General features: G+C 76.4%; 11 protein-coding genes. 6 read left to right on the top strand and 5 right to left on the bottom strand.

What is annotated here, in order from left to right:
* Positions 1-64 precede the first annotated feature (64 nt).
* Together ACOACO_RS10650 and ACOACO_RS10645 are read left to right on the top strand one after the other, a co-directional pair.
* Positions 65-523 (top strand): DUF3093 domain-containing protein, encoded by a 459-nt coding sequence (locus ACOACO_RS10650; protein ID WP_420296195.1) that lies wholly within the window; start codon positions 65-67, stop codon positions 521-523.
* A gap of 89 nt (positions 524-612) precedes the next feature.
* The gene (locus ACOACO_RS10645) at positions 613-951 is read left to right on the top strand and encodes a DUF4235 domain-containing protein (protein WP_420296194.1); all 339 of its coding nucleotides are present in this window, start codon (positions 613-615) and stop codon (positions 949-951) included.
* A gap of 114 nt (positions 952-1,065) precedes the next feature.
* Here ACOACO_RS10645 and ACOACO_RS10640 read toward each other — a convergent pair whose 3' ends face one another.
* The 3 genes from ACOACO_RS10640 to ACOACO_RS10630 all read right to left on the bottom strand — a co-directional run bounded on the left by ACOACO_RS10640 (position 1,066) and on the right by ACOACO_RS10630 (position 3,575).
* Positions 1,066-1,356: a DUF4193 domain-containing protein gene (locus ACOACO_RS10640; protein WP_277501169.1), complete on the bottom strand. Its 291-nt coding sequence runs from the start codon at positions 1,354-1,356 to the stop codon at positions 1,066-1,068.
* A gap of 123 nt (positions 1,357-1,479) precedes the next feature.
* The gene (locus ACOACO_RS10635; protein WP_420296193.1) at positions 1,480-2,418 is read right to left on the bottom strand and encodes an inositol monophosphatase family protein; all 939 of its coding nucleotides are present in this window, start codon (positions 2,416-2,418) and stop codon (positions 1,480-1,482) included.
* Complete coding sequence (locus ACOACO_RS10630; RefSeq protein ID WP_420296192.1) at positions 2,415-3,575, bottom strand: ferrochelatase; 1,161 nt, start codon at positions 3,573-3,575, stop codon at positions 2,415-2,417. Before ACOACO_RS10630 ends, ACOACO_RS10635 begins: the two co-directional genes overlap by 4 nt.
* Before the next feature lie 74 nt (positions 3,576-3,649).
* On the opposite strand from ACOACO_RS10630, the gene ACOACO_RS10625 reads away from it, so the two are divergent.
* Together ACOACO_RS10625 and ACOACO_RS10620 are read left to right on the top strand one after the other, a co-directional pair.
* Positions 3,650-4,906 carry an MFS transporter gene (locus ACOACO_RS10625; RefSeq protein WP_420296191.1) on the top strand — a complete coding sequence of 419 codons (1,257 nt, stop codon included), beginning with the start codon at positions 3,650-3,652 and terminating at the stop codon, positions 4,904-4,906.
* 11 nt (positions 4,907-4,917) lie between these two features.
* Positions 4,918-6,228 (top strand): D-arabinono-1,4-lactone oxidase, encoded by a 1,311-nt coding sequence (locus tag ACOACO_RS10620; protein WP_420296190.1) that lies wholly within the window; start codon positions 4,918-4,920, stop codon positions 6,226-6,228.
* A 15-nt stretch (positions 6,229-6,243) separates the two neighbouring features.
* Here ACOACO_RS10620 and ACOACO_RS10615 read toward each other — a convergent pair whose 3' ends face one another.
* Positions 6,244-6,885, bottom strand: a complete 642-nt coding sequence (locus ACOACO_RS10615) for a trimeric intracellular cation channel family protein (protein WP_420296189.1) — start codon at positions 6,883-6,885, stop codon at positions 6,244-6,246.
* A gap of 154 nt (positions 6,886-7,039) precedes the next feature.
* Between ACOACO_RS10615 and sepH the strand changes: the two genes are divergently transcribed.
* Positions 7,040-8,203: a septation protein SepH gene (sepH, locus tag ACOACO_RS10610; RefSeq protein ID WP_420296188.1), complete on the top strand. Its 1,164-nt coding sequence runs from the start codon at positions 7,040-7,042 to the stop codon at positions 8,201-8,203.
* Positions 8,204-8,275: 72 nt separating this feature from the next.
* A complete protein-coding gene (locus ACOACO_RS10605; protein WP_420296187.1) occupies positions 8,276-10,324 on the top strand; it encodes an SDR family oxidoreductase in 2,049 nt (682 codons plus the stop codon).
* Here ACOACO_RS10605 and ACOACO_RS10600 read toward each other — a convergent pair.
* On the bottom strand, positions 10,287-11,402 hold the full coding sequence (locus tag ACOACO_RS10600; protein WP_420296186.1) for an FAD-dependent oxidoreductase: 1,116 nt from the start codon (positions 11,400-11,402) through the stop codon (positions 10,287-10,289). The two genes, ACOACO_RS10605 and ACOACO_RS10600, sit on opposite strands and share 38 nt — an antisense overlap.
* Positions 11,403-11,407: the final 5 nt, after the last annotated feature.

The raw sequence follows: 11,407 nt of genomic DNA, 5'->3' as shown, positions 1-11,407 counted from the left end.
CCCCGCCCCGGCACGGGCGGGCCCGGTGCCGCCCGGGCCGCGCGGGGATGGGAAACTCTGCGACGTGTACGCCGAACGCCTCACCGTCCCGCTGCGGTGGTGGGTGCAGGGCACCATGCTCGTGGCCTCGTTCTGGATCGCGGCCGTGGTCGCCTTCCCGGTCCACCTCGCGTGGGTGCCCTCCGTGATCGCGGTCCTCGTGCTCGCCCTGGTGGCCGCCGGCCTCGCCACGTACGGCGGCGCCCGCGTCGCCGTCACCGCGCACGGCACCCTCGTCGCCGGCCGCGCCGAGGTCGGGCTCGAGCACGTCGGGGACGTCGTGAGCCTCGACGCGGAGCAGACCCGGCTCGTCGCCGGCCGGCACGCCGACGCCCGCGCCTACCTCCTCCTGCGGCCCTACCTGCGGCGCAGCGTCAAGGTGAGCATCACCGACCCGGCCGACCCCACGCCGTACTGGCTCGTGAGCTGCCGCCGCCCCGAGCAGCTCGCCGCCGCCGTCGCGAGCGCCCGCCAGCTCGGCTGAGCGCACCTCCTCCGGGCACCCCCTAGGGTTGGGTGGCACGGCCGCCCGAGGGGCGGCCGCTGGACGAACCGCCCCGCGAGGAGGAGCACATGTCGAAGAGCTCGAACGAGGCCGGGAAGAGCTCGAAGGTCTGGACGACCGGGTCGGCGGTCTCCGCCATCGCCGCCGCCGCCGTCGCCAAGAAGGCGCTCACCACGTCGTGGCGCGCCGCGACCGGCAAGAACCCGCCCGCCAACCCCGCCGACCCCGACGTCGAGCTGTGGGAGGCCGTGGCCTGGGCCGTGGCCAGCGGCACCATCATCGCCCTCGCTCGCATGCTCGCGGCGCGCAAGGCGGCGCAGTACTACGCCCGCTCCACGGGCCACCTGCCCGGTGAGCTGCGGGCCGACGGCCAGCGCGCGGACAAGGCCGAGGCCCCCTCGCACTGACCCGCACCGCACGACGACGAAGGCGCCGCCCTCCCTCGGGAGTGGCGGCGCCTTCGGCGTGCTGGTGCTGCGCGTGCTGCTGCGCGTGCTGGCGCTGGGTGCGAGCCGTGGGGCTCAGACGCAGTCGCGGCAGATGAGCCGCGTGGAGTCCGCGAGCTGGCTGCGGTGGTGCACGAGGAAGCAGCTCATGCAGGTGAACTCGTCCTCCTGGCGGGGCTTGACCTCGACGGCCAGCTCCTCGTGGGAGAGGTCCGCGCCGGGCAGCTCGAACGACTCCGCGGCCTCGGTCTCGTCCTCGTCGACCTTGCCGGAGTTCTTGTCGTGACGGCGAGCCTTGAGCTCCTCGATGCTCTCCTCGCTCTGGTCCTCTTCGGTCTTGCGAGGCGCGTCGTAGTCGGTTGCCATCAGATCCCATCCCCGGAAGTAGCAGCTCGTTGCCTGTGCTGGGCGCGGCAGATCATGCACCATCGCCGCCCGGTCCCGCACACCGGTGTCCCGTCTGCGGACACCGGTGCGACCAACAGCGGCTCAGGCACCGCTATTCCCGCTCCCGGTGGGGGTCGCCGGCGCCTCCGCGGGCGCCTCCGCAGGCGCCTCCGTGGGGGCCTCGGTGAACCCCGCGGCGACGACGGCGTCGTACAGCTCGTCGAAGCCGTCGGCGGGGGCGACGACCAGCAGCTCGCGCCCGCCGACGCCGGTCGTCCTCGCCACGCGGGCGCCGGCCTCGCGGGCGACGAGCACGCCCGCGGCGTGGTCCCAGGGGTGGGTGCCCTCCTCGAGGTAGGCGTCCGCCCGGCCGCCCGCGACGGCGCACAGGTCGAGCGCGCACGAGCCCATCCGCCGCACGTCGCGCACCCGCGGGAGCAGGCCGACGAGCGCGGTGGCCTGCCGGCGGCGCTGCTCGGCGTCGTAGGAGAAGCCGGTGAGCACGAGCCGCTCGGCGAGCGGGGCGGCGTCGCGGACGTGGATGGCCACGCCGTCGGTGCGGGCGCCGCCGCCGGCGTACGCCTCGTGGACGGTGCCGGCCGCCACGTCGACCACGGCGCCCGCGACGACCTCGCGGCCGCCTGCGGTCTCCACCTCGGCGGCGATCGAGACGGCGTACTGCGGGATGCCGTAGAGGAAGTTGACCGTGCCGTCGATCGGGTCGACGACCCAGCGCACGCCGCTGGTGCCGGCGCGGTCCGCGCCCTCCTCGCCGAGGATCCCGTCGTCGGGCCGCAGCCGGGTCAGGAGGTCCGTGACCAGTGCCTCGCTGGCCCGGTCGGCGTCGGTCACGACGTCGACGGCGCTGGTCTTCGTGTCGGCCACGGCGACGCCCTGGGCGCGGGCGCGGCGGACGAGCCCGGCGGCCTGCTGGGCGATGCCGACCGCGAGGTCGCGCAGGTCGGCGTACGGCGTGCCGTCCGGCGCCGTGCCCGGTCGGGGGGCACGGGCGGCGCGGGGGGCGCCGGCCGGGGCGCTCACGCGTCCACCCCGCCCGCGACGGGCTGCCACTGCCGGGGGTTGGGGCAGCAGTCGACGGCGCACCGGTCCCAGCACGGGCCCAGGTCGCCGAGGGCCGGCCGGTCGGGCAGCTCGGCCCCGGGGGCGTCGACCCCGGCGGCCGCCGCCCGCTCGACGGCCGCGCGCTCGAGGAGCAGGTCGCGGGCCAGCGAGACGAAGGAGGGGTGCGTGCCGGCCGTGGCCGCCCGCGCGGCCGGCAGGCCGAGCTCGGCCGCGGTCGCCAGCGCCTCGGTGTCGAGGTCGTAGATGACCTCCATGTGGTCGGACACGAACCCGATCGGGGCCAGCACCACACCGGGGACGCCGGCGGCGGACAGCTCGGCGAGGTGGTCGTTCACGTCGGGCTCGAGCCACGGCACCTGCGGCGGGCCGGAGCGCGAGCAGTAGACGAGGTCCCAGGCGTGGGTGGTCCCGGTGGTGCGCGCGACCTCGTCCGCGACCACGCCCGCGACGTCCAGGTGCTGCGAGCGGTAGGCGTCGCCGGTCGGCCCGCTCCCGTCGTTCATGCTCGTCGGGATCGAGTGCGTGACGAAGACGATCCGCGCCCCCGCGCGGGCCTCCTCGGGCAGCTCGCGCAGCGCGGCGAGCACCGCCTCGACGTTCGGGCGCACGAAGCCCGGGTGGTTGAAGTACACCCGGAACCGGTCGAGCACGGGCGGCTCGAGCCCCGCCTCGGCGGCGGCACCCGCGGCGCCGGCCAGGTTCTCGCGGTACTGCCGGCACGAGGAGTACGACGAGTACGCCGACGTCACGAAGGCGGCGGCCCGGCGCACCCCGTCGCGGGCCATCTGCGTGACGACGTCGTCGAGGTACGGGTCCCAGTTGCGGTTGCCCCAGTAGACGGGCAGGTCGATGCCGTGGGCCGCGAGGTCCTCGCGGATGGCGGCCAGCAGCGCCCGGTTCTGGTCGTTGATCGGCGAGCGGCCGCCGAACAGGTCGTAGTGGGCGCCGACCTCCACGAGCCGCTCGCGCGGGATGCCGCGGCCGCGGGTGACGTTCTCGAGGAAGGGGACGACGTCGTCGGGCCCCTCGGGTCCGCCGAAACCGACCAGGAGGAGGGCGTCGTACGGGCTCACGTCGGGGGCGTCGGTGGGGGGTGGGGCAGCGTCGCTCGGCATGGCGCCATCGTAGGGAGGCAGGGGGCGCGCGCTGATGCGGGGCGCGAGGCCGGAGCGACCTAGGCTCGGTCGTCGTGCTGACGTCGTACACCCGGATCCTGCGGCTGCCGGGAACCCTCGCGTTCAGCCTGACGGGGCTGGTCGCGCGTATCCCCATCTCCACCGTCTCGCTCGGCATCGTGCTGCTCGTCTCCGCGCACACCGGCTCGTACGGCGTCGCGGGCGCCGTCTCCGCGGTCTACGTGCTGGCCAACGCCGCGCTCGCGATCGTGCACGGCCGCCTCGCCGACCGGCTGGGGCAGGCCCGGGCGCTCGCCCCGGCCATCGTCGTCTTCGGCGTGGCCGGCACCGCGGTCGTCGTCGCGGTGGGCACCGAGGCGCCGCTGTGGACGGCGTACGTCGCCGCCGCCCTCGCCGGTGCCTCGCTGCCCCAGGTCGGCTCGTGCGTGCGGGCCCGCTGGGCGCACGTCCTGCGCGGCGACACCGCCGGCGTGCAGACGGCCTTCGCGCTCGAGGCGGTCGTCGACGAGGCCGTGTTCATCGCCGGGCCGATCCTCGTGACGGTGCTCGCCACCGCGTGGGACCCCGCCGCGGGCCTGCTCGTCGCCGTCGCGGCCGGCGTCCTCGGCACCCTGGCGCTCACCGGCCAGCGCGCCACGCAGCCCCCGGTGGAGGTGCGCACCGCGACGTCGGCCGCCCGGCCGCGCATGCCGTGGGCGACGATCGCCGCCCTCACCGCGTCGAGCTTCGGCCTCGGAGCGGTCTTCGGGTCGGCCGAGGTCGCCACCGTCGCGTTCGCCGAGGAGCAGGACGCCAAGGCGTGGGCCGGGGTGCTGCTGGCGGCCTGGGCGCTCGGCAGCCTCGCCGCCGGCGTCGTCGTCGGGGCGGTCCACTGGCGGGTCGGACCGCACGTGCGGATGCGCTGGGCCGCGCTCGCGCTCACCGTCGCCATGGCGCCGCTGCTCGTCGTGCCCTCGGTCCTGCTGCTCGGGATCTGCCTGCTCGTGGCGGGCGCTGCCATCTCCCCCACCCTCATCAGCGCCATGAGCCTCGTGCAGCAGGCGGCCCCGGCGACCCGCGTCACCGAGGCCATGGCCGTGCTCCACACCGGCATGGCCGCGGGCATCGCGCCCGGCGCTGCGCTCGCGGGCGTGTGCATCGACACCTGGGGCGCGCAGGCGGCGTACGCCGTGCCCGTCGTCGCCGGGGTCGTCGCCACCGTCGCCGCCTGGGCGACGCCCGTGCCCACCGCGGCCCCGTCCGGGTCCACCGGGTCCAGCGGGTCCAGCGGATCCGCGTCGTCCCTGCCGCGGGACGTGCCGACGCCCTAGGCTCCCGCTCCATGGGCGCAGCGAGCTGGTCGAACTGGGCGGGGACGGCGACCGCCCGCCCCGCGACGACGAGCACCCCCCGCGACGTCAGCGACGTCGTCGCGGCCGTCGACCGGGCCCGGGCCGGGCGCTCGACGGTCCGGATGGTCGGCACCGGCCACAGCTTCACCGACGTCGCGGTCACCGACGGCGAGCTGCTGCGTCCCGACGGCCTCGTCGGCGTCGTCGACGTCGACCGCGCGGCGATGACCGTGACGGTGCTGGCGGGCACGCCGCTGAAGGTGCTCAACGTCGAGCTCGAGCGGCTCGGCCTGAGCCTGCACAACATGGGCGACATCGCGGAGCAGACGGTCGCGGGCGCCGTGTCGACGGGCACCCACGGCAGCGGCGGCACGTGGGCCGGGCTGGGCGCCCAGGTCGTCGGGCTGGAGCTCGTCACCGGCACGGGCGAGGTGGTGGTCGCGACGCGGGCGGAGAACGCCGACGTCCTCGACCTCGCGCGGGTCTCGCTCGGTGCCCTCGGGATCCTCACGCGCGTGACCCTCGCGGTCGAGCCCCTCTTCCTGCTGGAGGCCGTCGAGCAGCCGATGACGTGGGACGAGGCGATCGGCTCGCTCGACGAGCTGGTGGCCGAGAACCACCACGTGGACCTGCACTGGTTCCCCCACACCGACCGGCTGCTCACCAAGCGGAACAACCGCCTCGACGCCGACCTCGACGAGGCCCGTCCGCTGGGCCGGGCCCGCGGCTGGGTCGACGACGAGCTGCTCGCCAACACCGTCTTCGGCGGCGTCGTGGCCCTGGGCAACCGCGCCCCAGCGCTCGTGCCCGCCCTCAACCGGGTGGCGTCGCGGGTCCTGTCGCCCCGCACGTTCTCCGACGTGCCCCACCGCGTCCTCACCTCCCCGCGCCGGGTCCGCTTCCGCGAGATGGAGTACGCCGTGCCCCGCGCCGCAGGCCCCGCCGTCCTGGCGGAGGTGCGGCGCACCGTCGCCGCCGCGGACTGGCGCATCGGCTTCCCCGTCGAGATCCGGGCCGCGCGCGCCGACGACGTGCCCCTGTCGACGGCGTACGGGCGGGACTCGCTCTACCTGGCGTTCCACGTGCCCGCCGCGGTCGACCACACGGCGTACTTCGGCGGTGTGGAGCCCGTGCTGCGCGCCCACGACGGGCGCCCGCACTGGGGCAAGCTGCACACACGGACGGCCGCCGACCTCGTGCCGGCGTACCCGCGGTTCGACGACTTCCTCGCGCTGCGCGAGCGCCTCGACCCCGATCGCGTGCTGGCGAACGCCTACACCCGCCGGGTGCTGGGCGACTGACTCGCCGCCCGGCGCTCAGGCGGAGGACGGTCCCGCGGGCAGCGGCGCGCGCCAGCCCCGCCACATCGCGAGCAGCCGCCAGACCAGGCAGGTGCCGGCGCCGACGACGGCGACGGGCAGGAGCGGCAGGCCGATCTCGAGGCCCCCGACGGCCACGGCGGCCCCGGCCAGCGCGGGCGTGGCGTAGAGCTCGCCGCGGAAGACCACGGGCACCTGCCCGGCGAGCAGGTCGCGCACCATGCCCCCGCCGATGCCGGTCACCATCCCCATGAGCGCCGCCGGCAGGGGGCCCAGGCCGTAGTCGAGCGCCTTCACGGCGCCGGCGACGCAGAACACCGCGAGCCCGAACGCGTCGAACACCCCGACCGGTCGCTCGAGGCGGCCCAGCGTGGGGTGGAAGCGGAAGGTGACGAGGCCGGCGGCCACGGGCACGAGGAGGTAGCGCCAGTCCGCGAGCGCCGCCGGGGGCACCGCGCCGATGAGCACGTCGCGCAGGAACCCGCCGCCCAGCCCCGTCGTGCCCGCGAGCACGAGGACGCCGAAGAGGTCGAGACGGCCGCGCACGGCGACCAGCGCCCCCGAGATCGCGAACACGAAGATGCCGACGAGGTCGAGCACCACGAGCAGCACGGCGCTGTCGAGCTCCCACGATCCCACCGCGGGAGCGTAGCCCCGGCCGGTCGCCCACGCCGGGGCGGTCCCGGGGCGTAGGCTCGGCGCTCACGACGGACCCCGCGGGGCGACCCCCCGCAGAGGCCCCGTCGCCGCACGACCGACGACCAGCGACCGCGAGCAGGAGGCAGCCATCCCGATGGTCCACCTGACGCTCACGGGCCTCAGCCAGGACAAGCGTCGCCTGGTGCTGGTCAGCGACGCGGGCGTCGAGTTCACGCTCGACGTCGACGCCCGACTCCGCGCGGCGCTGCGCGGCGACACGGACCGACTCGGCCAGTTGGAGATCACGATGGAATCGACCCTGCGTCCCCGCGACATCCAGGCCCGGATCCGGGCCGGGGCGTCACCGGACGACGTCGCGCAGGCCGCGCAGACGACGGTCGAGCGCATCATGGGCTTCGTCGCCCCGGTCCTCGCCGAGCGCGCCCACGTGGCCGAGCGGGCGCAGGCCTCCTCGCTGCGCCGCCGGGGTGACGGCGCGACCGCCGCCCGCACCCTCGGCGAGGCGGTCGCCGCCCATCTGCGCTCCCGCTCGCTGTCCCCCGACACCGTGACGTGGGACGCCTGGCGGCGCGACGACGGCCGCTGGACCCTCACCGGCGCGTTCGTGGCGGGCAAGCGGCGTGGCACGGCCACCTTCACCTTCGACCTGCGTGGCAGCTACGTCGTCGCCGACGACGAGGACGCCCGCTGGCTCATCGGCGAGGTGCCGGACCCGACGAGCGACCCGGTCCGCGACGACCTGCAGCAGGCCCGTCGCCGGCGGGCGGCCGGCGCGCGCTCCCGCACCGCGGACGCCCTGCTCGACCTGCCGTACGACGACTCCCCCGGCGGCGCGTCCTCCAGCGACCCGTCCGGCACGACCGAGCCGAGCGGGCTCGGCGCCGACGCGGTCGAGCTCGCGAACGACCGGGCCGGCGCCCCTCCGGCCGAGGGGGCCGCAGACGCCGACCGCGAGGCCACCGTCGACCTGGGCGACCTCGACGACCTGCGCGCCGCCGTGACCGGTGCCGCGTCCCCCGAGGGCGACCTCGGGCCGTCCGAGGCGGACCGGGTCGAGGCGGTGGCCGAGCCCGCGGGCGACCTCCAGACCCCCGACGACGCCCCTGCCGCCCCTGCCGCCCCTGGCGCCCCTGGCGCCCCTGGCGGCGTCGACGGCCGGTCGGAGCCCGCGGACGCCGAGCAGCCCGCCGAGCCCGAGCCGGCTCCCGCGCCTCGGCGACCGGCGCGCAAGGCCCGCGGCCGCGCCTCGGTGCCGAGCTGGGACGAGATCATGTTCGGCGGCGGCCGGGGCGAGTGACGCCCGCGCGACCCCGCGCGCGACCCCCTGCACGGCCCCACGGACGTGACGTGGGCCACTACGCTGCGGCCCATGGCCTACCTCGTCACCGGTGCCACCGGGTTCATCGGCCGCTTCCTCGTGGCCGAGCTGCTGCGCCGACGCGAGGGTGACGTCCACGTCCTCGTCCGCCGCTCCTCGCTCCCCCGCCTCGAGCGGTACGCCGCGGAGTGGGGCGGCGACCGGGTCCACGCGGTCGTCGGCTCGCTCGACGAGGAGGGCCTCGGCGTCGACGCCGGCTGGGTCGCCGAGCACGCCGGGTCCGTCGACCACTTCTTCCACCTCGCCGCGAGCTACGACATGGCCGCCAGCGCGGCGACGAACGACCGGCTGAACCTCGGCGGCACCCGTCACGCGCTCCAGCTGGCCGCCGCCCTCGACGTGGGCTGCTTCCACCAGGTCTCCTCCGTCGCGGCAGCCGGCGACCACCGCGGCACCTTCGCCGAGACGGACGTCGACGTGGGGCAGCGGTTCTCCTCGCCGTACCACCGCACGAAGTTCGAGTCCGAGCGCATCGTGCGCGAGACCGCGACAGTGCCGTGGCGCGTCTACCGCCCCTCCGTCGTGGTCGGGCACTCCCGCACGGGCGAGATGGACAAGGTCGACGGGCCCTACTACTTCCTGCCGATGATCCGCCGCCTGCGCGACACCGTCCCGGGGTGGACGCCGCTGCTGGGCCCCGACCTCGGCGACACCAACGTGGTGCCGGTGGACTTCGTGGCCGCGGCCCTCGACCACCTCGCGCACCTCCCCGACCGCGACGGCGAGACCTTCCACCTCGTCGACCCCGAGCCGCAGCCGGTGCTGGAGATGGTGAACGCGCTCTGCGCGGCCGCCGGCGCCCCACGCTTCGCCGGCTCGGCCACGACCGGGCGGCCCTCGCTGGAGCGGCGGCTGCTGCCGCGCGGCCTGCGGCCCGCCGACGTCGCCGCCACCGTGCTCGGCACCCCGGTCGCCCAGGCGGTGCTCGACCGCACCGTGGGGCGCCTCGGCCTCCCGGCGTCGGTGCTCGCCCACACCTCGTTCCCGTCGGTCTTCGACGCCACCCGCACCACGCGGGCGCTGGCCGGCTCGGGCATCACCGTGCCCCGCTTCGAGTCGTACGCCGCGACCCTGTGGACCTACTGGGAGGAGCACCTCGACGACCACGTGGTCCGCAGCCGGGCCACGCGCGCCGCCCTCGAGGGCCGGCACGTCGTCATCACCGGCGCCTCGTCGGGCATCGGGCGCGTCACGGCCCTCAAGGTCGCCCGGGCCGGCGGCGTCCCGGTGCTCGTCGCCCGCGGCCGCGACAAGCTCGAGGAGCTGCAGCGCGACATCGAGCGGGCGGGCGGCACCGCCCACGTGTACCCGTGCGACCTGTCCGACCTGACCGCCATCGACGACCTGTGCGGCGCCCTCATCCGGGACCTGCCGGGCGTCGACGGCGTCGTCAACAACGCCGGGCGCTCGATCCGCCGGTCGCTGCGGCTCTCGCAGGACCGCTTCCACGACTTCGAGCGCACGATGCAGCTCAACTACTTCGGCGCCATCCGGCTCGTGATCGGGCTCGTGCCGGTGCTGCGCGAGGGCGCCGGCGGCCACGTCGTCAACATCTCCTCGATCGGCGTGCAGACCCACCCGCCGCGGTTCTCGGCGTACGTCGCCTCGAAGGCCGCGCTCGACGCGTGGAGCACCGTGGTGGCCTCCGAGCTCGTCGGCGAGGGCGTCACGTTCACGAACGTGCACATGCCGCTGGTGCGGACGCCGATGATCGCGCCGACCAAGCTCTACGACCGGTTCCCGACCATCTCGCCGGCCCAGGCCGCGGACATCGTCGTGCGGGCGCTCGTCGAGCGGCCCCACGAGGTCAACACCCCGCTCGGCAACGCGGGCGCCGTCGCGCACACGCTGGCGCCCAAGCTGGCGTTCCGGGTGCTCAACATGGCGTACCACGTGTTCCCCGACTCCGCCGCGGCGCGCGGCCCGGCCGCCGGCCCGACCGACGCGGCGGGCGCCCCGGCCACCGGCGAGGACGGGCGGGGCGGCTCGCAGAGCGAGCAGCTCATGCTGGCGCGGGTGTTCCGCGGCGTGCACTGGTGAGCCGGTCGCGCACGGCGAGCGCCGCCGCCCGTCCCGCGCGGTTGGCGCCGATCGTGCTGGCCGACGGGCCGTAGCCCACGAGCTGCACCCGCGGGTCGGCCACGACGGTGGTGCCGTCGAGGGTGATGCCACCGCCGGGGCCGCGCAGGTGCAGCGGCGCGAGGTGGCCGGTGTCGGGACGGAAGCCCGTCGCCCACAGCACGACGTCGAACGCCCGGTGGGTGCCGTCGGGCCACACGGCACCGTCGGGCACGAGGCGCGCGGGCATCGGCAGCCGCTCGTAGGCCCCGAGCGCGGCCGCCGCCCGCTCCTGGGGGCGCAGCTGCAGCCCGGTGACGCTGACGACGCTGCGCGGCGGCAGGCCCCGCCGTACCCGCTCCTCGACCAGCGCCACGGCGGCGCGACCGTCGAACGGCTCGGTCTCGGCGTCGCGCCACAGCGGCGGTCGCCGGGTGGCCCACAGGGTGCGGGACGTCGCGGCGATCTCGCCGAGCAGCTGCACGGCGGAGTGCCCGCCGCCGACGACGAGCACGGTGCGGCCGGCGAGGTCGGCGGGCCCGTCGTACTCCGCGGAGTGCAGGGTGCGCCCCGCGAACGTCTCGATGCCGGGCACGTGGGGCACGAACGGGCGGCGCCAGGTGCCGGTCGCGCTGACCAGCGTCCGGGTGCGCCAGGCGCGCCCGTCGCGCGCGCGGACGACGAGGGTGCCGGGGTCGCCGGGGTCAGCGGGGTCAGCGGGGTCAGCGGGGTCGGCGGGCTCGACGCGGGTCACGTCGACCGGGCGCAGCACCGGCAGGTCGAAGGTGCGCTCGTGGTCGGCGAAGTACGCCGGCACGACCTCGCGTGCGGGGGCCGTCGGGTCGCCGTCGGGCAGGGGCAGGCCGGGGAGCGCGGCGACGCCGTGCACGTCGGCCATCGTCAGCGAGTGGGCCCGGTGCTGCCAGGCGCCGCCGGGGGCGTCGTACGCGTCGAGGACGACGTGCTCGATACCGAGCCGGCGCAGGTGGAAGGAGGCCGAGAGGCCCGCCTGGCCGGCGCCCACCACGACCGCGTCGTGGGTGCTGCTCGTCGTGTCCACACGAG

This window comes from Nocardioides sp. CPCC 205120 (assembly GCF_048654585.1).
Lineage (GTDB): Bacteria > Actinomycetota > Actinomycetes > Propionibacteriales > Nocardioidaceae > Nocardioides.
This window is presented reverse-complemented; position numbering and strand designations above follow the sequence as displayed.

Excerpts from the sequence above, each read along its gene's own strand:
- ACOACO_RS10645 (WP_420296194.1), top strand. The coding sequence starts at position 613 with ATGTCGAAGAGCTCGAACGAGGCCGGGAAGAGCTCGAAGGTCTGGACG.
- ACOACO_RS10640 (WP_277501169.1), bottom strand. The coding sequence starts at position 1,356 with ATGGCAACCGACTACGACGCGCCTCGCAAGACCGAAGAGGACCAGAGC.
- ACOACO_RS10630 (WP_420296192.1), bottom strand. The coding sequence starts at position 3,575 with ATGCCGAGCGACGCTGCCCCACCCCCCACCGACGCCCCCGACGTGAGC.
- ACOACO_RS10620 (WP_420296190.1), top strand. The coding sequence starts at position 4,918 with ATGGGCGCAGCGAGCTGGTCGAACTGGGCGGGGACGGCGACCGCCCGC.
- sepH (WP_420296188.1), top strand. The coding sequence starts at position 7,040 with ATGGTCCACCTGACGCTCACGGGCCTCAGCCAGGACAAGCGTCGCCTG.
- ACOACO_RS10605 (WP_420296187.1), top strand. The coding sequence starts at position 8,276 with ATGGCCTACCTCGTCACCGGTGCCACCGGGTTCATCGGCCGCTTCCTC.